26 protein-coding genes, 1 tRNA gene and 1 pseudogene are annotated in these 22,011 nt (G+C 61.3%); 15 read left to right on the forward strand and 13 right to left on the reverse strand.

Features of this window, described 5'->3' with window-relative positions; all coding sequences use genetic code 11:
* The first annotated feature begins 116 nt into the window (after positions 1–116).
* The 7 genes and pseudogenes from NKJ88_RS00910 to NKJ88_RS00940 all read left to right on the forward strand — a co-directional run bounded on the left by NKJ88_RS00910 (position 117) and on the right by NKJ88_RS00940 (position 4,859).
* Positions 117–653 (forward strand): GNAT family N-acetyltransferase, encoded by a 537-nt coding sequence (locus NKJ88_RS00910; RefSeq protein WP_023683633.1) that lies wholly within the window; start codon positions 117–119, stop codon positions 651–653.
* Positions 654–759: 106 nt separating this feature from the next.
* Positions 760–1,521 carry a 3-hydroxyacyl-CoA dehydrogenase gene (locus NKJ88_RS00915; RefSeq protein WP_023683632.1) on the forward strand — a complete coding sequence of 254 codons (762 nt, stop codon included), beginning with the start codon at positions 760–762 and terminating at the stop codon, positions 1,519–1,521.
* Positions 1,522–1,617: 96 nt separating this feature from the next.
* Positions 1,618–1,794: pseudogene (locus tag NKJ88_RS00920) on the forward strand (CoA transferase); the annotation flags it as partial.
* A gap of 40 nt (positions 1,795–1,834) precedes the next feature.
* The gene (locus NKJ88_RS00925; RefSeq protein WP_352443364.1) at positions 1,835–2,695 is read left to right on the forward strand and encodes a CaiB/BaiF CoA transferase family protein; all 861 of its coding nucleotides are present in this window, start codon (positions 1,835–1,837) and stop codon (positions 2,693–2,695) included.
* 35 nt (positions 2,696–2,730) lie between these two features.
* Positions 2,731–3,501 (forward strand): HugZ family pyridoxamine 5'-phosphate oxidase, encoded by a 771-nt coding sequence (locus tag NKJ88_RS00930; protein WP_352443535.1) that lies wholly within the window; start codon positions 2,731–2,733, stop codon positions 3,499–3,501.
* Positions 3,502–3,654: 153 nt separating this feature from the next.
* Positions 3,655–3,993, forward strand: a complete 339-nt coding sequence (locus NKJ88_RS00935; RefSeq protein WP_023669951.1) for an ArsR/SmtB family transcription factor — start codon at positions 3,655–3,657, stop codon at positions 3,991–3,993.
* Positions 3,994–4,064: 71 nt separating this feature from the next.
* Positions 4,065–4,859: a TrmH family RNA methyltransferase gene (locus tag NKJ88_RS00940; protein ID WP_352443365.1), complete on the forward strand. Its 795-nt coding sequence runs from the start codon at positions 4,065–4,067 to the stop codon at positions 4,857–4,859.
* Between the two features lie 38 nt (positions 4,860–4,897).
* Here NKJ88_RS00940 and NKJ88_RS00945 read toward each other — a convergent pair whose 3' ends face one another.
* Both NKJ88_RS00945 and NKJ88_RS00950 read right to left on the reverse strand, forming a co-directional pair.
* Complete coding sequence (locus NKJ88_RS00945; protein WP_352443366.1) at positions 4,898–6,058, reverse strand: coiled-coil domain-containing protein; 1,161 nt, start codon at positions 6,056–6,058, stop codon at positions 4,898–4,900.
* Positions 6,059–6,213: 155 nt separating this feature from the next.
* Positions 6,214–6,750 (reverse strand): DUF1134 domain-containing protein, encoded by a 537-nt coding sequence (locus tag NKJ88_RS00950; RefSeq protein ID WP_245275028.1) that lies wholly within the window; start codon positions 6,748–6,750, stop codon positions 6,214–6,216.
* 392 nt (positions 6,751–7,142) lie between these two features.
* Between NKJ88_RS00950 and chpT the strand changes: the two genes are divergently transcribed.
* Both chpT and NKJ88_RS00960 read left to right on the forward strand, forming a co-directional pair.
* Positions 7,143–7,772: a histidine phosphotransferase ChpT gene (gene chpT, locus NKJ88_RS00955; RefSeq protein ID WP_023669947.1), complete on the forward strand. Its 630-nt coding sequence runs from the start codon at positions 7,143–7,145 to the stop codon at positions 7,770–7,772.
* 243 nt (positions 7,773–8,015) lie between these two features.
* Complete coding sequence (locus NKJ88_RS00960) at positions 8,016–8,384, forward strand: response regulator transcription factor (RefSeq protein ID WP_023669946.1); 369 nt, start codon at positions 8,016–8,018, stop codon at positions 8,382–8,384.
* Between the two features lie 85 nt (positions 8,385–8,469).
* Here NKJ88_RS00960 and ctrA read toward each other — a convergent pair whose 3' ends face one another.
* Positions 8,470–9,165 (reverse strand): response regulator transcription factor CtrA, encoded by a 696-nt coding sequence (gene ctrA / locus NKJ88_RS00965; protein WP_006203583.1) that lies wholly within the window; start codon positions 9,163–9,165, stop codon positions 8,470–8,472.
* Positions 9,166–9,614: 449 nt separating this feature from the next.
* On the opposite strand from ctrA, the gene NKJ88_RS00970 reads away from it, so the two are divergent.
* Positions 9,615–9,992: a flagellar export protein FliJ gene (locus tag NKJ88_RS00970; protein ID WP_023669945.1), complete on the forward strand. Its 378-nt coding sequence runs from the start codon at positions 9,615–9,617 to the stop codon at positions 9,990–9,992.
* Positions 9,993–10,101: 109 nt separating this feature from the next.
* Here the strand turns inward: NKJ88_RS00970 and NKJ88_RS00975 are convergent, their stop codons facing one another.
* Positions 10,102–10,503: a winged helix-turn-helix transcriptional regulator gene (locus NKJ88_RS00975; protein ID WP_352443367.1), complete on the reverse strand. Its 402-nt coding sequence runs from the start codon at positions 10,501–10,503 to the stop codon at positions 10,102–10,104.
* A gap of 91 nt (positions 10,504–10,594) precedes the next feature.
* On the opposite strand from NKJ88_RS00975, the gene NKJ88_RS00980 reads away from it, so the two are divergent.
* Entirely contained in the window at positions 10,595–11,524 is a 930-nt protein-coding gene (locus NKJ88_RS00980) for an NADP-dependent oxidoreductase (RefSeq protein ID WP_352443368.1), read from the forward strand.
* A gap of 66 nt (positions 11,525–11,590) precedes the next feature.
* On the opposite strand, the gene sciP is transcribed toward NKJ88_RS00980, so the two are convergent.
* Positions 11,591–11,866, reverse strand: a complete 276-nt coding sequence (gene sciP / locus NKJ88_RS00985) for a CtrA inhibitor SciP (protein WP_013529904.1) — start codon at positions 11,864–11,866, stop codon at positions 11,591–11,593.
* A gap of 257 nt (positions 11,867–12,123) precedes the next feature.
* On the opposite strand from sciP, the gene mnmA reads away from it, so the two are divergent.
* Entirely contained in the window at positions 12,124–13,314 is a 1,191-nt protein-coding gene (gene mnmA, locus NKJ88_RS00990; protein WP_027049863.1) for a tRNA 2-thiouridine(34) synthase MnmA, read from the forward strand.
* Positions 13,315–13,377: 63 nt separating this feature from the next.
* On the opposite strand, the gene NKJ88_RS00995 is transcribed toward mnmA, so the two are convergent.
* The gene (locus tag NKJ88_RS00995; protein ID WP_023699712.1) at positions 13,378–14,337 is read right to left on the reverse strand and encodes a Gfo/Idh/MocA family protein; all 960 of its coding nucleotides are present in this window, start codon (positions 14,335–14,337) and stop codon (positions 13,378–13,380) included.
* 236 nt (positions 14,338–14,573) lie between these two features.
* Here NKJ88_RS00995 and NKJ88_RS01000 point away from each other — a divergent pair.
* Positions 14,574–14,650, forward strand: a tRNA-Met gene (locus NKJ88_RS01000).
* Here the strand turns inward: NKJ88_RS01000 and NKJ88_RS01005 are convergent.
* The 4 genes from NKJ88_RS01005 to NKJ88_RS01020 all read right to left on the reverse strand — a co-directional run bounded on the left by NKJ88_RS01005 (position 14,607) and on the right by NKJ88_RS01020 (position 18,137).
* The gene (locus NKJ88_RS01005; protein ID WP_352443536.1) at positions 14,607–16,289 is read right to left on the reverse strand and encodes a recombinase family protein; all 1,683 of its coding nucleotides are present in this window, start codon (positions 16,287–16,289) and stop codon (positions 14,607–14,609) included. The two genes, NKJ88_RS01000 and NKJ88_RS01005, sit on opposite strands and share 44 nt — an antisense overlap.
* Positions 16,286–16,417 (reverse strand): hypothetical protein, encoded by a 132-nt coding sequence (locus tag NKJ88_RS01010; RefSeq protein ID WP_281391397.1) that lies wholly within the window; start codon positions 16,415–16,417, stop codon positions 16,286–16,288. The genes NKJ88_RS01005 and NKJ88_RS01010 overlap by 4 nt, the downstream gene beginning before the upstream one ends.
* A 453-nt stretch (positions 16,418–16,870) precedes the next feature.
* Positions 16,871–17,398, reverse strand: coding sequence for a helix-turn-helix domain-containing protein (locus NKJ88_RS01015; protein WP_352443369.1), 528 nt, complete (start codon positions 17,396–17,398; stop codon positions 16,871–16,873).
* Positions 17,399–17,492: 94 nt separating this feature from the next.
* Positions 17,493–18,137 (reverse strand): hypothetical protein, encoded by a 645-nt coding sequence (locus tag NKJ88_RS01020; protein ID WP_352443370.1) that lies wholly within the window; start codon positions 18,135–18,137, stop codon positions 17,493–17,495.
* Positions 18,138–18,255: 118 nt separating this feature from the next.
* Between NKJ88_RS01020 and NKJ88_RS01025 the strand changes: the two genes are divergently transcribed.
* Positions 18,256–18,501, forward strand: coding sequence for a helix-turn-helix domain-containing protein (locus tag NKJ88_RS01025; RefSeq protein ID WP_352443371.1), 246 nt, complete (start codon positions 18,256–18,258; stop codon positions 18,499–18,501).
* A 199-nt stretch (positions 18,502–18,700) separates the two neighbouring features.
* Here NKJ88_RS01025 and NKJ88_RS01030 read toward each other — a convergent pair whose 3' ends face one another.
* Complete coding sequence (locus tag NKJ88_RS01030; RefSeq protein ID WP_352443372.1) at positions 18,701–20,050, reverse strand: winged helix-turn-helix domain-containing tetratricopeptide repeat protein; 1,350 nt, start codon at positions 20,048–20,050, stop codon at positions 18,701–18,703.
* A 102-nt stretch (positions 20,051–20,152) separates the two neighbouring features.
* Here NKJ88_RS01030 and NKJ88_RS01035 point away from each other — a divergent pair, with 102 nt between their 5' ends.
* Positions 20,153–20,395, forward strand: coding sequence for a hypothetical protein (locus NKJ88_RS01035; RefSeq protein ID WP_352443373.1), 243 nt, complete (start codon positions 20,153–20,155; stop codon positions 20,393–20,395).
* Between the two features lie 751 nt (positions 20,396–21,146).
* On the opposite strand, the gene NKJ88_RS01040 is transcribed toward NKJ88_RS01035, so the two are convergent.
* Complete coding sequence (locus NKJ88_RS01040; protein WP_352443374.1) at positions 21,147–21,413, reverse strand: DUF982 domain-containing protein; 267 nt, start codon at positions 21,411–21,413, stop codon at positions 21,147–21,149.
* Between the two features lie 133 nt (positions 21,414–21,546).
* Positions 21,547–21,735: a hypothetical protein gene (locus NKJ88_RS01045; protein WP_352443375.1), complete on the reverse strand. Its 189-nt coding sequence runs from the start codon at positions 21,733–21,735 to the stop codon at positions 21,547–21,549.
* Between the last annotated feature and the right edge of the window lie 276 nt (positions 21,736–22,011).

Below are 22,011 nucleotides of genomic sequence, written 5' to 3' on the forward strand. Positions count from 1 at the left end.
GATCTTGGCTTGATCCGGTTTGACCGACGACGAAAGGGCGCCCGCGCTTAGAAAGCGCTGACTGGCGAACGCTGCCGCTTGCAGCAACCTTTCCTCTTTATCGGACCGCGAAGACCATGAGCCTTGCCGACGTGAAATACCTGCCGGAAACTCCGGCGCATGATCCCGAAATCGAAGCCATCAACGACGAAGCCTTTGGCCCCGGCCGTTTCGTGCTGGCCGCCTACAAGATTCGCGAGACCGGCGGCCACGAGCGCTCGCTATCCTTTGTCGCCATGAATGGCGACATCGTCGTTGCTTCGGTGCGCATGACCCGCATCGCCGCCGGCGCCGGACGCGCGCTGATGCTCGGGCCGCTCGCCGTGCGGCCCGCCTTCAAGAATCTCGGTATCGGCCGCCGGCTCGTGGCGATCGCGCTGGAGGCGGCCGCCAAGGCCGGCGCGCCGGCGGTGATCCTTGTCGGCGACGAGCCTTATTACGGCCCGCTCGGCTTCAGAAAGATCCCCCGCGGCCAGATCTCCATGCCGCGCCCAGTCGACCTCGACCGGCTGCTGTCGCACGAGATCGTGCCCGGTGCCGTGGCGCGGCTCTCCGGCGAGGTCGGCCATGCCAGCCTTGCCAGGATCGCGGAGCAGGCACCAGTGATGGCCTGAGCTCCAGGATCGGTCGCGGCACCGGTCGCGATGGATCCCCATTGGTCAGGTTGCACCATGGCGGCGACCTCCGTAGCATGACCCGGAACAGCACGGAGCATGCAGCATGAACCCGAACGGCCAGATTGCGATCGTAACCGGCGGCGGCTCCGGCCTCGGCGAGGCAACCGCCCGCGCGCTGGCCGACAAGGGCGCGCGCGTCGCCATTTTCGATATCGGCATCGACCGGGCATCGAAGGTGGCGGGCGACATTGGCGGCGCCGCCATCCAGTGCGATGTGAGCAGCGCCGACAGCGGTGCGGCCGCGGTCGCCGAGGTGGAAAAGAGACTTGGGCCAGCGCGCATCCTGGTCAATTGCGCGGGCATTGCCATCGGCGTGAAGACGATCGGCAAGGATGGTCCACATCCGCTCGACCAGTACCGCAAGGTGATCGAGATCAATTTGATCGGCACCTTCAACATGATCCGCCTCGTCGCCGACCGTGCCGCCAAACTCGAACCGCTGCAGGGCGGCGAGCGCGGCGTCATCGTCAACACCGCGTCGGTGGCCGCTTATGATGGCCAGATCGGCCAGGCCGCCTATGCCGCATCCAAGGGCGGCGTCGTCGGCATGACGCTGCCGGTTGCCCGCGACCTGGCGCGCTCCGGCATTCGCGTCTGCACCATCGCGCCCGGCATCTTCAAGACGCCAATGATGGCCGGCATGCCGCAGGAGGTGCAGGATTCGCTCGGCGCGGCCGTGCCCTTCCCGTCCCGCCTCGGCGAGCCGTCCGAATATGCCGCGCTCGCCCTGCATATCGTCGAAAACCAGATGCTCAACGGCGAAACCATCCGCCTCGATGGGGCAATCCGCATGGCCCCGAAATAGACGGCCATGGCGGCCGGCGCAGTGAAGACCGGTCCGCTGGCCGGCCTGAAAGTCATCGAGATGGCTGGGCTCGGCCCGGTGCCGCTGGCGGGGCTGATGCTGTCGGACATGGGCGCCGAGGTGCTGCGCATCGAGCGCACCGGTTCGGACCAACCCCTGCTGCCGCTCTCCGATGCGCACAATCTCGACCGTCACGGCCGCTCCATCCTGCGCGTCGACCTCAAGCAGGCAAAAGGCACGGAACTGCTGCTGCGCCTTGCCGAAAAGGCCGATCTGTTTGTCGAAGGCTTTCGCCCCGGTGTGATGGAGCGGCTTGGTCTCGGCCCGGATGCTGCATTGGGCGCGCAATCCGGCGCTGATTTACGGCCGCATGACCGGCTTCGGCCAGGACGGGCCGCTCGCAGGTCGCGCCGGCCACGACATCACCTACCTCGCCTATTCCGGTGTGTTGCATGCCATAGGCCGGGAGGAAGGCCGGCCGGTGCCGCCGCTGAATCTGATCGCCGACAATGGCGGCGGCGCCATGATGCTGATCGCCGGGGTGCTTGCAGCGCTGTTCGAGCGCTCGCGCTCCGGCAAAGGCCAGGTGATCGACGCGGCGATGGTCGAGGGCGCTTCGATGCTGGTGGCCCCCATACACGCCTTCATGTCGGCAGGTCTGTGGAGCGACCGGCGCGGCGCCAACCTGCTCGATTCCGGTGCGCCCTTCTACGACACCTATGAGACGGCGGACGCACGCCACGTTGCGGTCGGCTGCCTTGAGCCGCGCTTCTTCGCCGCATTCGCAAGGCTGCTGCCGCTCGGCGAGGATTTTGTCCGCGGCCAATACGACAAGGCGTTGTGGCCGGACATGCGCGCGGCCATTGCCGACCGGTTCCGGCAGAAGACACGCGACGACTGGGACGCGCTGTTTGCCGCAAGCGATGCCTGCGTGGCGCCGGTTCTGTCGCTGGCCGAAGCCAGGGATCATCCGCACAACCGGGCGCGTCACGCATTTGTGAAGGCCGGTGCGCTCGAGCGCCCCGCGCCCGCGCCACGCTTCTCGGCCTCGCAGCCGGCGCTTGCCGGCATGTCTGAAGATGACGATCAGCTGCCCCAGACTGTGCTGGCGCGCTTCGGCTTTTCGACAGCCGAGATCAAAACGCTTGTCAAAGCCGGCATGATTGGCCAATAACTGGATTTAGAAAATCAACTTACCTGGTGAGCATTTTGGACCAGCCGAAGAAGGACGTCATTCGCGCGACGGACGCCGAGGCGATCAGGCTGGCCGCAACGCTGATCCGCAGCGCCCGTTTCGGCGCCCTCGCGGTGATCGAGCCGTCGACCGGCGCACCGCTGGCCTCCAGGGTCGGAGTCGCCACCGACATCGATGGCACGCCGCTGATCCTTGTCTCGGCGCTGTCAGCCCATACCGGCGCCATGCTTGCCGAGCCGCGCTGCTCGCTGCTTGTCGGCGAACCCGGCAAGGGCGATCCGCTGGCGCATCCCAGGATAACGCTGGTCTGCCGGGCGCAGCCGCTGGAACGCGGGTCGAGCGCGCATGCCCGGGCCGAGCGGCGCTATCTCAACCGCAATCCCAAGGCAAAGCTCTATGCCGAGCTCGGCGATTTCTCGATCTTTCGCCTCGAGCCGGAGCGCGCCAGCCTGAATGGCGGCTTCGGCAAGGCCTACCTGCTCGACCGTGCCGATCTCATCACCGAGGGGTTGATCGTCGACGAGCTGGCCGCCAGCGAACAATCCGCTCTCGACCACATGAATGCCGACCATCTCGACGCCATCGCCGTCTATGCCCATCACTTCGCCAGGGTTGAAGGTGATGGTTGGACCATGACCGGCTTCGATGCCGATGGCATGGACCTGGCATCGGGCGACACCGTTTGCAGGGTCTATTTTCCGCAGCCATTGAAGACCGCGCGCGACCTGCGGCCGGTTCTGGTCGACATGGCCAAAGCCGGTCGTGCGCCAGCTACGCAAGGATAATCGTCATGAATCAAAAGCACGTCTTGAGATTTGGGCGAAATGATCTACGATTCAGGCGACGCTGAATCAGCAGCGTGATCCATAGCTGAATTATAGCAGCCAACGCTATTTGCCCCCATAGCGTTTGGATGAGCAGGGAAACATGGGGCATCGATGGTCTCGACCAAACTAATCGCCAATGCCGAATCGGCGGCGACATTTCTGACCCTTATGGGCAACGAAAAGCGGCTCTTGATCATGAGCTATCTGGCCGACGGTGAAATGTCGGTCGGCGCCATCGCCGAAAAGGTGATGCTCAGCCAGTCCGCTTTGTCGCAACATCTGGCCAAGCTCAGGGCGCTCGATCTTGTCGAGACCCGCCGCGACCGGCAGATGATCTACTATTCCTGCAAGTCCGAAGCCGTGCGCGAACTGTTGCGCATGCTGGACGGCATTTTCGGGATAGGCGACTTGTCCCAGATGGCAACGCGTCTGCGCCGCGCCGGGACTTGACCTGCAGGGCTTGACTGGCGGCTCCGATCGCTCCTTACCTCGCTGACGATTTTTCGCCGGCCGAGGTATTGATGGATCCGATCCAGATCGACGACGCGCGCGATCCGCGGGTCGCCGCCTATCTCGACATCCGCGAGCGCGATCTCACCGGCCGCCATGGCCGGTTCGTTGCCGAAGGCAAGGTGGTGCTGGACGTCCTGCTGTCAGCCGGACGCTTTGCTGCGGAGTCGGTCCTGGTCCTCGAAAACCGGCTGGCCGGGCTCGACGACATCCTGCGCAAGGCCCCTGCCGACCTGCCGGTCTACGTTGCGGCAAGCGCCGTCATGGACAGGATCGCCGGCTTCCACATGCATCGCGGTATAATGGCGATCGGCAGCAAGGGCACGCCACAGCCCGCCGAGGCCTTGCTCGACACCTTGCCTGCCGAAGCGTTGATCGTCGTTCTCATCGGCATCGCCAACCATGACAATATCGGATCGATCTTCCGCAATGCCGCCGCCTTCGGCGCCGATGCCGTCTTCGTCGACGCCACCTGTTGCGACCCACTGTATCGCAAGGCGATCCGCGTCTCCGTCGGCGCCGCGTTGAAGGTGCCCTTTGCGTCCTTCGGCGACACTGAAGCTTTCATCGCGAAGCTCGGCGAGTTGGGCTTCGGCCAGGTCGCTTTGTCGCCGCGTGGTGAGGCTGACATTCGTGATGCCGCGCGACCGAAACGACTGGCGCTCTATCTCGGCACCGAAGGCGAGGGCCTCCCGGAGAGCCTGCTTGCCCGCCTGCGGACGGTGCGGATCGCGATGTCGGAAGGGTTCGACAGCCTGAATGTTGCTGCCGCGTCAGCCATTGCGCTGCACCATTTTTCGCCCTGATAGGCGTAGTCAGGCAATTCCAAGCCGGGGCTTGAAACTCAGCTCGGCAAATCTGCCTTCTGCAACGCCCGCACGCGATCGGCCAGGCTGGTGGTTCCTGACCGCGTTTCCTGCGGCGCCGCCAGCGCCTTGGCGATCGGTGAATCGGGTCCTTCGAGCTTGGCCGTCAAATGGACGACCTCAGCCGCCAGATTGTTCATCTGTTCGCGCAAGGCAGAACCGGCATCATTGCCATTGCCGGGGTCATTCCCGGGCTTCGCGGATCCAGAACCGCCAAGCTCCGCCTTCATCCGCTTGTTTTCGCGGGCCAGCGTCGTCAGCCTGGCTTCGAGCCGCTCTCGGTCGCCTTCGAGCTTGGCGAGCGTCTTGTCGATGTCCTCGTTCCTGGCGCGGGCACTGTCTTGCGCACCAACCAGGCCAGCAGCCACGGCGCCTCCTGTAGCCTCGCCCTTCACCCGCTCGCGAAGCCGGGCCAGTTCCTTTTCGCGGCGATCGAGCTTGTCCTCGCGATCGGCAAGCGTGGCGAGCAGGCGCTCGAGCTTTCTGTCGAGGTCGGCGGTTCTTTTCTTTTCGGCCTTCAAGGCATCGCGCGTGGCCTTGCCTTCGGCGACGACTTCCTGATGGCGCTTGTCGGCCTCCTTCCGCTGGCCGCGCAGCACTGAAATGTCGTTGGCAAGTTTTTCCAGCTCGGATTCGCGAGCTACCAGTTCGATCTGACGATTGCTGGAGGAGAAGGACGCGTCGTCGTACATATGTTCGAGCTTTTCCAGCTCGAGCGCGCGCTTTTCCATCATGCGCTCTGTTTGTGCAAGCCTGTCCGACAGCTGTTGTATCTGCTGCTCGCGATGCAGCAGCAATTCGTTTTTTTCCCCGAGCTCCGAAAGCGCCTGCTTCTTGTCCTTGCGCTCGACCGCCAGGCCCTTCAGCGCCTCGCGGCCGCGATTGATTTCGACGAGTTGCTCATTCGCCTGCTCACGCAGCGTCTTGATGCTGATTTCGAGCCGGCGCGTCGTCATGGCGAACTCGGCCCGCAAGCTGTCCTTGTCGGCCTGGATCTCGGCCAGCGTTCGCGGCACCGACGCCTCGACACGCTTGCGTGTCAGCGCGACCGCCCGCCGCCAGATGGCCGGCGCGACCAGCAGCGCCAGAAAGCCTGCGCACAGAAAGCCGAGGGCGAAGAACAGGATCGACTGAACCAAGGTGACTACCCGTTACGGGCGGGCCGCTATCCGGCAACCGCCAAGTCTGGACTTTGCCATGTTCGCATGACGCAAATCCAGCGCTGCGGCAAGGGTTTGCCGCAGCTGCACCGGGTCAGAATCTGTTGATCGGGTCGAAGTGTGGTCGGAATCGCTCAGAAAGGATTCCAGGTCGGCCTCTGCGTCAGCTTCAGATAGCCGAGATTGACGCCAAGCCGCGCGCCGACGCCGGTGCGGATCGGCACCAGCAGCACCCTGTTGTTCTGCAGCACGTTGAAGCCGACGCCGGCCACGACATAGGCCGAACCGGCAACGCCGCCGAACCGATTGTAGAGATTGCTGACGTCGTCGAGGTTATAGACGAGCATCATCACCCGCGATCCCTCGCCGCCGAAATCCCAACCGAGCGAAGGCCCTTGCCAGAACACCTTATGGTCGCCGGCATTCTTGGTGTAGAGCGTACCTTCGCCATAGGTCAGGCCCCCGATCAGCGCGCCGGATCCCTCTTCGCCGAGCAGATAGCCATTGGGCAGGCCGTAGGAGGCAAAAATCTTCTCGACGACGGTTGCGAGACCGCCCGACGTCGCGCCGAAGAACTTGTGACCGGAATCGACGATCTCCTGAGCGGTGTATTCCTGTGCCCGCGACGCAGAGGCTGAGAAAGCGAGAGCGCCCATGAGGGCAATCGCCATGAAGAAGACGCGGACAAACGTCCGGTCGTAGAATCGGGAAACCATGCTTCCAATCTCCGTCAGGGAGCACTTTCGCCGACGCCTCGCACCCCGTCCGGCTCTTTAGGCGGCCGTTAAGGATGACTGTTACGGGCAAACTATGCCGTAATCCTTTTTCAACCATTAACCTCCCACATGAACATGGCGGTTCGAAGGCTGTTTCTGACTGTCTGCGCGGGCTCCCATCCTGTGCAAAGATGCCGTTTTTTCTCACGAGAATTGTGGATTGTTGCTGCACGCTCGGGCGCTGTGTATTCAGAATGCCTGGGGGGAGAGAGCGTGATTCGGGTGGTGAGCGTGGCTGTCGGCCGCGCGGCCACCAGGAAGTGAATTTTAGCAGGGATTTTTCGCCGATGGCTGAGCTTTTCTCTCTCTCCGCACCCGATCTCGCAGCCTTGTTGTGCAGCCGAGTCTGCCACGACATCATTTCGCCGGTCGGCGCCATCAACAACGGCCTTGAACTCCTGGACGAGGGCGGCGCCGACGAAGACGCCATGAAACTGATCCGGCAGAGCGCCAGAAACGCTTCGGCCCGCCTGCAATTCGCCCGCATCGCCTTCGGCGCCGCCGGTTCGGCCGGCATGATGATCGACACCGGCGATGCCGAGTCCGTCGCCATCGCCTTCCTGAAGAACGAGAAGCCGGAATTGATCTGGAACGGGGTTCGCGCCCTGCTGCCCAAGAACAAGGTCAAGCTGCTGCTCAATTTGCTGCTCGTCGCCAATGCTGCCATCCCGCGCGGTGGCAGATTGGTGGTCACGCTGGAAAACCTCGACACCGAGCCGCGCTTTGCGCTTGCCGCAAGCGGCCCGATGCTGCGCGTGCCGCCGAAATTCCTCGAGCTCCATTCCGGCAACAAGCCCGAGGAGCCTATCGACGCCCATACCGTCCAGCCCTACTACACGCTGCTGCTGGCGCGTGAGGCCAACATGACGATCTCGATTCATGCGACCGCCGAAGAGATCGTGCTGTCCGCGGCTTGAGCGAAGCCGTTCGGCAGGACGCCGAGCATCAAGAACAATCAAGTATCTTTTCCCGCTGATATTTGCGGCAATTCAGAACAGGCAAGTTTCACCGCCGGCAACGCCCCTGCCGAATGGGGCTGCAAACGACATGTTTGTAAAAACTTTACCTAACGGCTTTTCTGCTTCTTTACCAGATCGGCCTAGTGTGCATCCCGATACCCGGATGCCGCCGGTTCGCCCCATGGCAAAGAGGACCCGGAAATGAAGCGCTGCATGTTTGTCGACGATTCGAGCGTCATCAGAAAGGTTGCAAAACGGATTCTTGGCGGCTCCGACATGGTGGTGATCGAAGCGGCAACTGGACTTGATGCTGTCGAGATGTGCGCTGCCGAGATGCCTGATGTGATTGTCGTCGACGGCGCCCTGCCGGACATGCAAGCGGTCGACGTCATTCGCCAGGTTCGCGCCATGGAGAGCACGATCAAACCGCAGATTCTGATCTCACTGGTCGAGGTGGATGTTGCCTCGATCATGAAGGCAAAGCGCGCCGGCGCCCAGGGTTATCTGTTGAAGCCGTTCAACCGGCCGCAACTGCTCGAACGTTTTCGTACCTTGAAGGTTGCCGCCTGACTCGGCACGTCCTCGGCCAAGAAGGACAGCAAAAAACCCGGCCTGAGCCGGGTTTTTTGCATTGATTCAATTGGATGATGTTCGCTCAGGCGCTGACGCGGATGTCTTCCGGCTCGCGCAGCACATAGCCGCGACCCCAGACCGTCTCGATGTAGTTCTGGCCACCGGATGCTGCGTCGAGCTTCTTGCGCAGCTTGCAAATGAAGACGTCGATGATCTTCAGTTCCGGTTCGTCCATGCCGCCATAAAGGTGGTTGAGGAACATTTCCTTGGTCAGCGTGGTGCCCTTGCGCAGCGAGAGCAACTCCAGCATCTGGTATTCCTTGCCGGTCAGATGCACGCGCTGGCCGCCGACTTCGACGGTCTTGGCGTCGAGATTGACCACCAGGTCGCCGGTGGTGATGACCGACTGGGCATGGCCCTTGGAACGGCGCACGATGGCATGAATGCGGGCGACCAGCTCGTCCTTGTGGAACGGCTTGGTCATATAGTCGTCGGCGCCGAAGCCCAGGCCGCGCACCTTGTCCTCTATACCGGCCATGCCGGACAGGATCAGGATCGGCGTCTTCACCTTGGACAGGCGAAGTGTCCGCAAGACTTCGTAGCCGGACATATCGGGAAGGTTGAGGTCGAGAAGAATGATATCGTAATCATAAAGTTTACCGAGATCGACACCTTCTTCGCCGAGGTCGGTCGTGTAAACATTAAAACTTTCAGATTTGAGCATCAGCTCGATGCTCTGAGCGGTTGCACTGTCGTCTTCTATCAGCAGAACGCGCATTTCATTCCCCTTTTCTGCCGCCGGACCATGTCACGACCCATCCGGGACCGGAGCAGTGATTGCCTGAACAGAGGCTGCCATCGAATGGTTAACAAAACCTAATTCCGCACCAAGGACGGTACCAGATTTTTTAACCCCTTTCTACACCCTCTTGAATCTAATGATGAATCACAGAACCAAATCGCTAATGCAACACATTAATAAGTCGGACTAAGTGACTCAAGGGACTCGCTGGCCGGCTTCCGTATCGGGAGCCGGAATTTTTACCCGGCCTTAAGTCCTCGCCCTTATGATTAACAATGCGCGTAAACGAATGGTTACCGCCGGCAAAAAACTTTAGGGATTTGTTTCCCATAGTTCGGGGAATGCCGGTGGATACGGGCGGTGCCAGGCCCTGGCGGGCGGATTGGACGATATGTGCAGGTGTGCGTTTCCGGGAGTACCGAATCATGAAGTCACGTGAAAACCTCGTTCGGCTGAAGCAATTTCAGGTGAATGAGAAGCGGCGGCAGCTGCTGCAGCTCGACATGATGATCGCCGAGTTCGAGCGCATGGCCGTTGAACTGGAGCTTCAGATCACCGCCGAGGAGAAGAAGGCCGGCATCACCGACATCAATCATTTTGCCTATCCGACCTTCGCCAAGGCGGCGCGTCTGCGCCGTGATAACCTCAGAAACTCTCAAAGCGACCTCGCCCAGCAGCGAAGCGCTGCCGAATCATTACTCGGCGAAGCTGAAGCGGAGCTTTCCAAGGCCGAGATGCTGGAATCGCGCGACACCAAGATCCGCGACGCGGAACTCGGCGGTCGCAGCGCCATGATCGGCTGACGGCAGGATTTTAACCCGACCGGCGCCGCCTGACGCCGCGCTTTGCTTTGCGTGTAGCGCGCCAAAAGGCTCCGGCGCTGCTGATCCGGCCCGTAAGGCGGCCGCAGCTTCAGGCCCGTGCCAAATCCCTGTCCAGGTTCGCCGCCGCCCTCGCCCGCGCTTGCTTGATGTCAGGCGCATGCTCTTCCGACCAGGACCGTATCTGGGTGAGCAGCCCCGCCAGGTTCTGGCCAAGTTCGGTCAATTCATATTCGACCCGCGGCGGGATCACCGGAAAGATTTCGCGCCGCACAAGCCCGTCGCGCTCGAGGACGCGCAGCGTCTGCGTCAGCATTTTAGGCGTGATGCCTTCGAGCTTACGCGCCAGTTCGCCGTTGCGCATCCGGCCACGGCGCAGCGCACAAACCGTCAGATAGACCCATTTGCTGGCCAGCATCTCGAGCACGGCGTGCGAAGGACACGTCCGCTGGAAGGCGTCATAGCCGGAGCCGCAATCATTATCACTATCCATGAGGTGCCTATATATGGAAAAGGTACATACTGGACAAGGGAATATTACTATCCAAATGATAGTGGCACAGAAACCCCAGCAGGAGCCTCCCATGCGTGCCGTTGTCCAGAATTCAGTCGGCGGACCCGACGTCCTCGTCATGGCGGATCGCCCCGCGCCCTCGCCCAAGTCAGGCGAAGTGCTCGTGCGCGTGCATGCCGCCGGTATCAATCCGGTCGATGGCTCGGTGCGCGCCGGCTACTATCCATTGCTGGGCGAACCGCCCTTCACTTTGGGCTGGGATATTTCAGGTACGGTCGAGGCGGTAGGCCCAGGCGTCGATGGCGGCCTCAGGGTCGGTGACGCCGTGTTCGGCATGCCGCGTTTTCCCAAGCAGGCCGCGGCCTATGCGGAACTCGCTGTCACCCCGGCCGATGAAATCGCACCGAAGCCGCAAGGCATCGACCACAATCATGCCGGCGCGCTGCCGCTGGCCGGTCTGACCGCCTGGCAAGGCCTTGTCCGCCATGGCGGCCTGAAGCGCGGCCAGCGCGTGTTGATCCATGCTGCGGCCGGCGGCGTCGGGCATCTGGCGGTGCAGATCGCCAAGGCGCACGGCGCTTATGTCATCGCCACCGCCAGCCCGAAGAAACTCGATTTCGTCCGCTCGCTCGGCGCCGATGAAGTGGTCGACTACACCAAGGGAGATTTCGCCGCCGAGGTCAGCGACGTCGACCTGGTGCTGGAGCCGATGGGCGGCGACCATGCCGACCAATCGCTGACAGTCCTGAAGGACGGTGGGGTCCTGGTGTCGCTGCTCAATGTCCACGACACCACCCGAGCCAAGGCTGCTGCGCGTGGGATCCGCGTCGAGCGCATGTCCGTCGTGCCCGACCGTGAAGGCCTCGTCGAACTTGGCAAACTGGTCGATGCGGGAAAGCTTGCGGTCCATGTGGCAAAGAGCTTTCCGCTCGAACAGGCGGGCGCCGCGCACGCTTTTCTCGCCACCAGGCCGATCGGCAAGGTGGTGCTGACGGTCTGAGCAGCAGGCATTACCGACAGGCAAAAGGGCGCGGTTACCGCGCCCTTTTGTATTGTGGTCCTGGCTCTAGTGCCGGTATTGCTGGATGCGCGTCGTGCGCAGCCCGGCAAGGCCGTATTCGTCGATCGACGCTTGCCAGGACAGGAATTCCTCGGTGGTCAGCTTGTAGCGCTGGCATGCCTCGTCGAGGCTCAAAAGCCCGCCGCGGACCGCAGCAACCACTTCCGCCTTGCGCCGGATAACCCAGCGACGTGTATTCGTCGGCGGAAGATCGGCAATCGTAAGAGGGCTGCCGTCAGGCCCAATAACATATTTGACTCGCGGTCTAACAAGATCGGTCATCGTACTCTCTACTAAAAACTCAAAGACCCAATCCCCACCACATTACCGCCACAGCTTTAAAAATTGCCTAAGCGAACCCTAATGAGTAGGTAAGGATCATGAACGCCGCGTTAGTCTTTTCGTCGGCATTTGAGGCAACGGCGGGCAGGCGCGCAATTTTCCCGCAAAATCGGCACCGCCGCAAAGCTGGCGCCGCTGGTGTGGTTGACCTATATTCGCGCCACTGCCATTGAAGCGCCGCGCAGAACGAAAGAACCATGAACAGCCTCGACCTTCCCGCCAGCCCGCAAAACACCCGCGTCGTCGTCGCCATGTCGGGCGGTGTCGACTCGTCCGTCGTCGCCGGTCTGCTGAAGCGCGAAGGCTATGATGTCGTCGGCGTCACGCTGCAGCTCTACGATCATGGCGCCGCAACGCACCGGGCCGGGTCGTGCTGCGCCGGCCAGGACATTGACGATGCCCGCCGCGTTTCCGAGACATTGGGCATTCCGCATTACGTGCTCGACTATGAGGAGCGCTTCCGCAAGGCGGTCATCGACCCGTTTGCCGAGAGCTACGTTGCCGGCGAAACGCCCATTCCGTGCGTCTCTTGCAATCAGACGGTGAAGTTCGCCGACCTTTTGGCCACCGCCAAGGACCTTGGCGCCGATGCGCTCGCCACCGGCCATTATATCCGCTCCGGGGCCAATGGCGCCCACCGCGCGCTATTCCGGCCCGTCGATGCCGACCGCGACCAGAGCTATTTCCTGTTTGCCACCACGCAGGCGCAGATCGACTATCTGCGCTTTCCGCTGGGTGGGCTGTCCAAGCCTGCGGTGCGGGCCATCGCCGAAGAAATGGGGCTGACCGTTGCCGCCAAGCAGGACAGTCAGGACATCTGCTTCGTGCCGCAGGGCAAATATTCCGACATCATCGCCAAGCTGAAGCCAGCTGCCGCCAACCCAGGCGACATCGTCCATATCGACGGCCGCGTGCTCGGTCGCCATGACGGCATCCTGCGCTATACGATCGGCCAGCGCCGCGGCATCGGCATCGCCTCGGGCGAGCCGCTTTACGTCGTCCATCTCGACGCCGACCGGGCCCGTGTCATCGTCGGCCCGCGCGAGGCGCTGGAGACCCACAAGATCTATCTGCGCAACATGAACTGGCTGGGCGATCGCGCGCTGTCCGACATTCCGGCCGCCGGCATGGAGCTGTTCGCCAAGGTCCGCTCGACGCGGCCGCCGCGCCCGGCCGTGCTGCATCACCGCGCCGGCAGCACCTTTGTCGAACTGGTCGACGGCGAGTCCGGCATCGCGCCGGGACAGGCCTGCGTGCTCTATTCCGACGACGGCAACGAAGCCCGCGTTTTCGGCGGCGGCTTCATCGAGCGCTCCGAGCGCGGCGCCGAGGCCGAAGCCATGCTCAGCCGGCTCGCAGCCAGGCCGGCGCAGATTCCCGCAGAGTAAACACTACCCTCTCGGAGGCAGTTTGGTTTCGATCTGCCTTAAGAGCAGGGTTTCGAAACGGTCTCAGGACTTTGTGTGCGTGACTGTACCCGCCGTCAGGATGCGCAGCACCCTGATGGCTTCCTCGCCGCTGGTGCGCGGCTCGGCCCGCGTCTCGATACACTGGATGAAGTGCTCGAGCTCGCGCGTCAGCGGCATCCCCTGGCCGACCGCGACATAGGACGGCTCGTTGGTGGTGAAGGCCCACTGGCCGCTGTCCTGCCACACCGCGTGGCGGTAGACGGCCAGCTTGCGCTCCCATGGCTCGACATCGTCGAACACCGCCATTGCCTTGGTGCCGACCACGGTCAGCCGCCGCTCGCGATAGGGATTGAGCCGCGAGGTGAAGAGATGGCTGCGCAAGCCATTGGGAAAACGCATGTGCAGATGCGCGAAATCGCTGAGATTGTCGAGGAGTGCGGCCCCCTCGCCCCTGACGTCGATCGGCTCGGTGCCGGTGATGGCCAGGATCATCGACAGATCGTGCGGCGCCAGATCCCACAGTGCGTCGTTCTCGGTGTGGAATTTGCCGAGGCCGAGCCGGTGCGAGTGGATGTAGCGAACCTCGCCGAGCTCGCCATTGTCGATCAGCGCCTTCAGCGTCTCGAAGGCGGGATGGAATCGCAAGACATGGCCGACCATGAACACGCGGCCGTTGTCCCTGGCCGCCTGCACGGCGCGCTCGGCGTCGGGCACGGTCAACGCAATCGGCTTTTCCACCAGCACGTCCTTGCCGGCCTCAGCGGCGCGCACGGCAAGATCGGCATGGAATTGCGGCGGCAGCGCCATGACGATGGCGTCGATATCGTCACGCACGAACAGCTGGTCGGGCTCGATCGCCAGGCAGTCCTGCTCGCTGGCAAAGCCTTCGGCCCGCGCCCGATTGGCATCGGAAACCGCATGCAGCGCGCCGAGCGCCTTGAGGGTGCGGATGTGGTTGCTGCCCCAGTATCCGCAACCGAGGACTGCAATGCGCGGCTTCATCAGCTTCAAACTCTAATTTCTTGGCCGAGACATAGCGGCGTGCCCCGTCGAACTCAACCCCGGTGGCTTACCGGAGATGCCAGCCCGGCAAAGCTTTTACCGGCGACAATATGCCGGCGCCCCTCGCGCATCGATGCTTGACAGGCTCGCCCTCCCAACCTTATATCCGCGCGACCTTGGCGAACGCCTCGAAATGCCTTTCGATTTAAGGCGGATTTCGGGCCTTTCGCCGCCCTGGCGGGGTAGCTCAGTTGGTTAGAGCACGGGAATCATAATCCTGGGGTCGGGGGTTCAAGTCCCTCTCCCGCTACCACTTCCAACCCACTATCGTACGTAACGGCAGCGTTGAAGCGGCTGCCTAGTCCGGTGGGCTTTTCAGTATACCGTGCATTGGGAAATGCGGCCCCGCCTATAAGGGCGGCAAGCTTGCCCTTGACCTCGATTTCGAAGCCCTCACGTGCCCGCTTGGGGTGCACGGTGACGCTATGAACAAGTCCTCGAAGGTTTTGGATCAGCGGGCCACGGTCGTCAGCAGCAGTTGCGTGGTCGGCCAACGCCTTTGAAAGGCCGTCGACGGTTTCGATGTAACGCTGCAAGGTCGCAGGGTGGAGAGCTACGGGTGACAGCGGCTCATCGAGACCGGAGAGCTGTGCCTCTACCTCGGAAAGCTGCGTCTTGAGTTCTGCAATACGCTGCTTGGCATCCTCTTCAGCAATGACGCTCCTGATCACAAGATCGATCGTGCGCTGCCGTTCGCCTTCTATCCGATCGCGCTTGCCTTGCAGCGCTGTGCGCATCGCGTTCGCCTGTGCGGACAATTCTCGGCGCTCTTGGTTGTATCTGCGGATGTATGCCTCGATGAGGTCGGGGGCTTTCAGTTGGTCGCGCATGCCATCAAGGACCGCCTTTTCGATCTCGGGCAGATAGAGGATGCGCCGATTGGAGCAGCTCCCGCTTTCTCGCACTGCCGAGCACCGAATCCGCGTCTTGCCTGTCTTATCACGATCGTGAATTGACAGACCTGAACCGCAAACGCCGCAGCGGAGCAGACCGGACAACAGGTGAGCTGCCCGACGCTTGACATGAGAAGTTGCGTTCACCCTCACTGCCTTGCGAGCCTGCGCCTTGTGCCAAGTTTCGTCTTCGATGATGCGCAAATGCGCAACTTCTTTCGTCTGCCATTGGTCCTTTGGATTTGGCCTAGAAACACGCTTGCCAGTGTCGGGGTTCTTCACCATTCGGACCTTGTTCCAGACGATCCGACCGACATAGAGCTCGTTGAAGAGCAGACCTACGCCGCGCTGTGCATTTCCGTTGATGGTGGAACCGTTCCACCTTATCCCCCGCGGTGGCGCTATCCCATCCCGGTTGAGGTCACCGGCTAGGTCACGTGGAGCGCGACCCGCCGAATAAGCGGCAAAAATACGCCGGATAACGTCTGCCTCCTCTTGGACGATCTCGAGTTCGCCGGGATGGCCCAAGACCGGTCGATAGCCATAGGCCCGGCCTCCCGCATGACGTCCATCACGGACGACTCCAGCCATACCCCTACGGACTTTCTTTGCGCCGTCCTCCCTCTGCATCTGACCGACAAGTCCACGAATACCAATGAGAACCGCATCGGCGATACCGTCATGAACAGCCTGGATTTCAATGTCGAGAAAAGAGAGACGTTTGTGAAGACCTGCGAGATCCGCCATGTCGCGCGATAGGCGATCAAGCGCCTCGACGACGACGATGTCGAACGCGTTCTGGCCCGCCGCTTCCATCAGGCTCATCAGCGCGTCGCGACCCAATATAGATGAGCCGGAGCGCGCCTTGTCCTCGTAGACCGCAACGATAGCCAGACCGTTGTGCGCTGCGTAAGCACGGCACAGCGCAATCTGGTCTTCAGTGGATTTTTCGTTCTGCAGCTCGGTCGAAAAGCGTGCGTAGACAGCGGCCCGCCTCATGTGTCGGAAGCCTTCTTCTTGCAGCGATCGGCATCCATGGCAGCATTTCGGCCAGCCGAAGCGCCGACCGATTTGAGATGATCGCCTCTGGCATCGGCGATGGCGAGTGCTTCGACAAACTTAAGCATGGCCGTGCGAAGCTCCTCCGGCGTTACCGCTCGGGCGGTTTCGCGCAGCAATCCACCATCCCGTCTGTGTCGTGCCGACTTCACGAAGCCGAGCATCACTAACACGACCGGCGATAAAAGGGGCACACCCCTTCGATCGTGCACTTGGGACCCTTTGGCGCGGAAATCGGATAGTCGCCGAACTGGCGAATCTAGATCGCACGGGCTGCAGCCGTGCTGCCGGGAAGCCTATGGCAGGAACTTGGGATGCGTTCGGAAGCTTTTTCATGCAGCGCTCCCATCATCGCCATCGGCAACGACAGGGCCACTTTCTCCCTGCCTGCGGCGATGTAGCCGTTGTCGAGGTCTCTTCGGGAAACATCCCCTCCCTGGCGGTGCGGATCGAGGCGACAGCGCGAACTTCGCCATTCCAGCCGTCGATGGGAACTCGTTGAGCTTTGCCATAACTGCCGGTCAAGCCAGCCTGCATTCGACCGGCATGGGTTCGCTGGACCTAGCGCTCTCCTGCTTTGGGTCGATGACTGCCAGTTCCTCTCCTAATGCTGCGATTAAAGACGACACCCGACCTCGCACTCGCGGATGGAGATGCACAAGCCCTTCAATCAGGCGTCGACCTTCCGCGCTGGCAATAAAATTGATGCGTTCGTCGACCGGCAGCGGAGGAGGATCACGTTCGGTCTCATTGCCCGGCAGGCCTTCGAAGAAGCGGCCCACCGGAACACCTAGTGAACCAGCGATCTCGTAGAGCATGGAAGCGCTCACGCGGTTTCTCGCGTTCTCATATTTCTGGAGCTGCTGGAAGCTGATACCGATGGATCGGGCAAGCTGGGCCTGCGAGACGTCCGACTGCACGCGAACCGCAGCGATCTGCCTGCCGACATGTTGATCAGCAGGGTGCGGGCCACTCTCGATTCCATGGTTTGCCGGTGCGTCGAAGACGCTGCGACGTCCTGACTCCGCAAATGCCTTTCGGAACTGCATCGGTCGCTCCATGTGTAGAGAGTTTGTCTCGGTAAGCCCCGCGAAAATCACCAAACCGACGAATGATCGCGATTCCGGTACTTAGTGCCGAAGTTCAGCTTGAGACTTTCTGCTCTCTAATCCGAGCTATGTCGTCTAAGGCCGAGCGGATTTGTGGCCACGGGGGCTCACTGTCATGTAGCGAATACTCCCCTTCCCTAAGCGCTGCATTTAGCTTGGCGGCTATACCGGCGAGCGACGTTGCAGGAACTTGGGATAAGGCTTCGAGTAATTCCTTCGCCCGCTCGCCAGCTTCGCGCTCAGCAAGTAAGGCTGTCGAATAACCAATCTCCCTAGCGGCGGCATCCCAGCGCGCCTGATTGGCTACGATTTCAGCTTCAGCTTGGGTGCGGGCCACTCTGTTAGCGGGACGAACACCGAGCAATTCCTGGAGGGCTTCAACGGAGTGAACTGTCACGCTCTCTCCGTCGGACAAGGTAACTGTCGTGCAAGGGAAGCCAACGGTCTCGAGAAGTACTCTCTCCAGCCGCTGCTGCTGATTGCAAAGCCGTTCAGCCTCTTCCCAAGCCGCCTGCCATCGTTTCCACACCGCCACCGCAGGATCAATGGCGTCATCACCCTCCAAGTCGATGCCAGCGAACGATGTAGCCTCCGTCGCCGCCATCGCGGTTGCGGTTCCCGCAAGCACCTTCCTGCGGGTGACGAAAGGCAAAGTCGTGTTATTGTCGGAATCAGCCATGATCCGAGCTCCGCAAAGCGTGGGCGTGGTTAGACTGTTGGAAGCGGGGAACCACTTCCAACGGCCGTTACCTAAAACAAGCATATTTGCACTTTTTGTGCAACAGGGCATTTGAACAATGAAGGTAAGTGCGGCCCAAATTCGCGCGGCCCGTGGGCTTCTCGACATTTCTCAACAGGAACTGGCGGATCTATCCAAGGTAAGTTTGAGGACGATCGTGCAGTTCGAACGTGGTTCGAAACCAGCATCTGAATCAATCCTGCAAGCGCTGAAGCTATCGCTCGAAGCAGCCGGAATAGAATTCATTCCAGAGAATGGCGGTGGCCGTGGTGTGCGCTTGTCACGCGGTACCGCGAACACTTAGACGAAGGCGGCATCTACAGGCGCCTTCAGGATTATCTGTTTCTCAATCAATGTCAGCAATGCGCCCAATCTCGGACGTTCGGCAAACTTTACCTTCGCCCGAAAGCGGACGGTCGGGCCTGATGCAGCAATGACCCCGCATGTCAGGTTCCAACAGTATGGGAGGTTGTCCTGTCGATTATCATCGCCGTCGTCCCTTCTTACCGCTCACATGCACGCAACTGCAGCGATGAGTTTTCGGACCGGCTGGATCCTATAAAAAGCCGGCCTTTCTGAAGCCGGAGAGGAAGTGCTCGAAGGGTGATGGGTCTGCGAAGGGAAGGTGAGCAAGGTAGCCAAGAGAGAGGTCCGGTTGCAGCCTCAGTGTGGCTTCGACTGCGACATGCGCGTTTTCCATCTCGCCTAGATGTGCGTAGGCCGCCGCGAGAAAGGCATGGATGAACAACTGGTCGCCGGCCCTCCGATAAGCGTCGATGGTCGGCGTATCGGCCGAGCAGGAAGAGCGCGCTTCCCTTCACCTCCCAGAACCAGACCGGGGGCAACGGGTCGAGCAGTTTGGCCCTTTCGAGGACCGCCAGGGACTGCTGAGGCTGGCCGCCGTAGTTGAGCCAGCTTGCATAGTCTCCGGCAATGTTGACGTCGTGCGGATTGAGGGTACGGGCCTGCTGGAAATGCAGTCCGGCATCCCCATGCTGGCGCATATGTACAAGCACGAGACCCATGCTCTGGTTGCAGATGCCGTCATTCCGGTCGAGCAGGAGCGCTGTGCGCGCAGACCGCGAGGCACTTTGCAGCGTACGAGGATCGCGGTCATACCAGAATCGCGCAACCAGGCACTGCGCTAGATAGGCATGACCTTGAGCAAAAGCCGGGTCGAGTTCGGCGCTCCGGGTAAACATGGATTCGCCCTTGTCCATTTCGTACTGGTGGTAGTGCGCGCGACCCTGCAAGTAGTAGTCGTAGGCGGCCCAATCGGCCGGCGGCGTTCGCCGCGAGCGGCTAGTCGCATCTGCCTCAGTGGCGCCTTGGACGGTTGACGCCACGAGGGCCGCCACCTCCTCCTGAACCGAAAAGATGTCCTCAAGCGCCCTGTCGTAGCGTTGAGCCCACAAATGGAAGCCGCTGGCGCCGTCGGTCAGTTGCGCCGTGATCCGGATACGGCTCCCGAGCCGTCGCACGCTGCCCTCGACGAGGTAGCGCGCGCCGAGTTGCCGGTGTACTTCCGCGGCCTCCGGCGCTGGCCCACGAAATTGAAAAGATGAATTGCGCGCGATGACCACGAGCGACCGGTATCGCCCCACTTCAGTGATGATATCTTCGGTGATGCCGTCGCTCAGATATTGCTGGTCCTGCTCGCCGCTCAAATTGGCGAAGGGCAGCACGGCAATGGTGGGTTTGCCGGACGGCGCGATCGATCGCTGCACTGAACCTTCCACGCGCTCGACAGGCGCGGTGAAGCGGTAGCCGACGCGAGGCACGGTGGCGATCCAGTCGCCACCTTGGTCGGCGCGGCCGAGCGCCTTCCTCAGCGTCGCAATCTGGACGAACATTCCGGGCCCCTTGGTGCGTCCAGCTTGGCGGATTGACTGCCTTAGCTCTATATCGGCCGGATGGGAAAAGGCTGGAAGTTCCAATCGCTGATCGACAAAAAGATGACAGTCACGGCGTACTGCCACACCCCAGCGCGCCGTCATAAGCAGGAGCGTGAACTGGTGAAGCTCCGGGACCATTTCGGCCAACAGGCGCCGGCCAGGGCCGACCTCCTTCCCAAGCTGAAATGCGCCAAGTGCGGCAGCAAGAAAGTCGGGCTGATCTACGCCGGACACCAGCTCGAACGCCTATGGCAAGGCGAAGGGCAGCTAACGAGCCAGCGCCATCCCAAGGCCAACACCTAGGCCGATAGCGAGGCCTAGGGCGAGCTTACTGGCGATAATCGAGGCGAAGCGCGGACAGGGCGCCACACGTCTTGGCGGGGCTCCCTGAGGGCGCCGGCGATATCATCGAAGATCGTTTTTATCGGTCGAGTCTAGATCGAAACGCCGAATCTGTGAATCCCTTGTTGTTCCGTCAAAGTCTAACGATCAGGGAAGCGCCATGGAAAGCACGTGCAGTAACGGTTGATTCAACCATTGCTGGTATAAGTGTGGGGTGGGTGGCGGCTCCGACAGTTCGGGGTGGAACTCAATGCCGAAGCCGCCTGCGCAGCCAAGGTTGGGGTTTGACCGCGCCGTCCTATTCTGGGACAGCGCGGTCAACGATTCGTTAAAACGCTCCGGAACTAATTAAGCACGCGCTAATTGACTCGCGGTCTCGGGAGTCAGTGCATGCGTGAAGTTCATTCCTCCGATGATGGGGCCGATTTTGGCGGGACAAGCCTCCCGAGGGCATTGGACAGCGTCACGTACCGGCCGCCGTCTTCGTCTTCCCTCTTCCTAGAGATCCGCCATTCGTTGGGCGAGTGGGTTGTTCGCATCATAGGGAGGAACGGTGAAACGTATTCCCGAGCATTCGAATATGAAGCAGATGCCGTCGCTTTCGCTGGCGATCAGTCTTCTCGTCTAGGATTGGAAGCTCCCCCGAAGCGAGCAACTTGACGAAATCAGCGAGCGACGCGCCTAGGAGACGGCGGTTCATCATCACGATGGTTTATGGCACTTGTCCGACATGCCGAGCGCCGGACTCCGTCTTGGCCGGCTGCAGCAAGCGCTGGTCGATAGCGACGGCCTTGAACGCCGCAAATGCTACGGCCGGACTGCAGCTTCCATCCTTGGCCTCCGCAATTAATCGGCACGCATTCCTATAGGCCGCCGCTTCTTTATTTGGCCACTGCCCCAGGAGCGCTTCCTCGGCCTCACAGATAGAGGAAATCGTCATTGATTTCCGGTCTTCCATGCAGAACCAGTGCGATGCCATGCGCGGCTTTGCAAATCCGAAGCCTCCATCCTTGCCGCAGCCGGCATGTTCACATGCATGATTGTCGACGCGTCGTCGTCGCGGAGTGGCCCTGTCATGTATGGCCTCTGCCAAAGACAATGCACGATCAAGGTCATGCGGGATAGTTCGCCAGGCACCATATGGCGGTTAATTCAGCGATGGCCGCCTTTTGGCTGAGAGGTGAGAGGCCGCGCATCTGCTTTCCCATCTTGCTGACAGCGCGATGTATGGCCGGCAGCTCGCGCCTTATCGTGGCGTAGATTTCGGGCTGTTCGGATTCAGCCGCAATCGTCGGTTTCATGGGTTGTCTCCAATTTGCCCGCAGTGAACAAAATAGGAACACGGTAGTCAATCCCTCTTGACTGGACAGGAATATGTTCCTCATTTTTGTTCACTATGGCGCACGATCCGATCGACACTCTGGGAAGGCGACCCGGCACAACATGCTTGTGAAAGCCGAGTGCAGCTGCGGCAACGTCCGCTACTGCCGGTCCGCGGACCTGATGATGGTCTAATGGCGGCGGCGTGGATCCCTTGAAGCTCAATTTCGACTGCAACAGGTGTAAGCCGCAGATCA

The sequence above is a fragment of the Mesorhizobium sp. M0016 genome (assembly GCF_040324035.1).
GTDB lineage: Bacteria > Pseudomonadota > Alphaproteobacteria > Rhizobiales > Rhizobiaceae > Mesorhizobium.

What these genes read in the sequence shown, in the direction of transcription:
- NKJ88_RS00910 (WP_023683633.1), top strand. Translation starts at nt 117, where the DNA reads ATGAGCCTTGCCGACGTGAAATACCTGCCGGAAACTCCGGCGCATGAT.
- NKJ88_RS00915 (WP_023683632.1), top strand. Translation starts at nt 760, where the DNA reads ATGAACCCGAACGGCCAGATTGCGATCGTAACCGGCGGCGGCTCCGGC.
- NKJ88_RS00935 (WP_023669951.1), top strand. Translation starts at nt 3,655, where the DNA reads ATGGTCTCGACCAAACTAATCGCCAATGCCGAATCGGCGGCGACATTT.
- NKJ88_RS00940 (WP_352443365.1), top strand. Translation starts at nt 4,065, where the DNA reads ATGGATCCGATCCAGATCGACGACGCGCGCGATCCGCGGGTCGCCGCC.
- NKJ88_RS00950 (WP_245275028.1), bottom strand. Translation starts at nt 6,750, where the DNA reads ATGGCGATTGCCCTCATGGGCGCTCTCGCTTTCTCAGCCTCTGCGTCG.
- chpT (WP_023669947.1), top strand. Translation starts at nt 7,143, where the DNA reads ATGGCTGAGCTTTTCTCTCTCTCCGCACCCGATCTCGCAGCCTTGTTG.
- NKJ88_RS00960 (WP_023669946.1), top strand. Translation starts at nt 8,016, where the DNA reads ATGAAGCGCTGCATGTTTGTCGACGATTCGAGCGTCATCAGAAAGGTT.
- ctrA (WP_006203583.1), bottom strand. Translation starts at nt 9,165, where the DNA reads ATGCGCGTTCTGCTGATAGAAGACGACAGTGCAACCGCTCAGAGCATC.
- NKJ88_RS00970 (WP_023669945.1), top strand. Translation starts at nt 9,615, where the DNA reads ATGAAGTCACGTGAAAACCTCGTTCGGCTGAAGCAATTTCAGGTGAAT.
- NKJ88_RS00975 (WP_352443367.1), bottom strand. Translation starts at nt 10,503, where the DNA reads ATGGATAGTGATAATGATTGCGGCTCCGGCTATGACGCCTTCCAGCGG.
- NKJ88_RS00980 (WP_352443368.1), top strand. Translation starts at nt 10,595, where the DNA reads ATGCGTGCCGTTGTCCAGAATTCAGTCGGCGGACCCGACGTCCTCGTC.
- sciP (WP_013529904.1), bottom strand. Translation starts at nt 11,866, where the DNA reads ATGACCGATCTTGTTAGACCGCGAGTCAAATATGTTATTGGGCCTGAC.
- mnmA (WP_027049863.1), top strand. Translation starts at nt 12,124, where the DNA reads ATGAACAGCCTCGACCTTCCCGCCAGCCCGCAAAACACCCGCGTCGTC.
- NKJ88_RS00995 (WP_023699712.1), bottom strand. Translation starts at nt 14,337, where the DNA reads ATGAAGCCGCGCATTGCAGTCCTCGGTTGCGGATACTGGGGCAGCAAC.
- NKJ88_RS01005 (WP_352443536.1), bottom strand. Translation starts at nt 16,289, where the DNA reads ATGAGGCGGGCCGCTGTCTACGCACGCTTTTCGACCGAGCTGCAGAAC.
- NKJ88_RS01010 (WP_281391397.1), bottom strand. Translation starts at nt 16,417, where the DNA reads ATGCTTAAGTTTGTCGAAGCACTCGCCATCGCCGATGCCAGAGGCGAT.
- NKJ88_RS01015 (WP_352443369.1), bottom strand. Translation starts at nt 17,398, where the DNA reads ATGCAGTTCCGAAAGGCATTTGCGGAGTCAGGACGTCGCAGCGTCTTC.
- NKJ88_RS01020 (WP_352443370.1), bottom strand. Translation starts at nt 18,137, where the DNA reads ATGGCTGATTCCGACAATAACACGACTTTGCCTTTCGTCACCCGCAGG.
- NKJ88_RS01025 (WP_352443371.1), top strand. Translation starts at nt 18,256, where the DNA reads ATGAAGGTAAGTGCGGCCCAAATTCGCGCGGCCCGTGGGCTTCTCGAC.
- NKJ88_RS01030 (WP_352443372.1), bottom strand. Translation starts at nt 20,050, where the DNA reads ATGTTCGTCCAGATTGCGACGCTGAGGAAGGCGCTCGGCCGCGCCGAC.
- NKJ88_RS01035 (WP_352443373.1), top strand. Translation starts at nt 20,153, where the DNA reads ATGACAGTCACGGCGTACTGCCACACCCCAGCGCGCCGTCATAAGCAG.
- NKJ88_RS01040 (WP_352443374.1), bottom strand. Translation starts at nt 21,413, where the DNA reads ATGGCATCGCACTGGTTCTGCATGGAAGACCGGAAATCAATGACGATT.
- NKJ88_RS01045 (WP_352443375.1), bottom strand. Translation starts at nt 21,735, where the DNA reads ATGAAACCGACGATTGCGGCTGAATCCGAACAGCCCGAAATCTACGCC.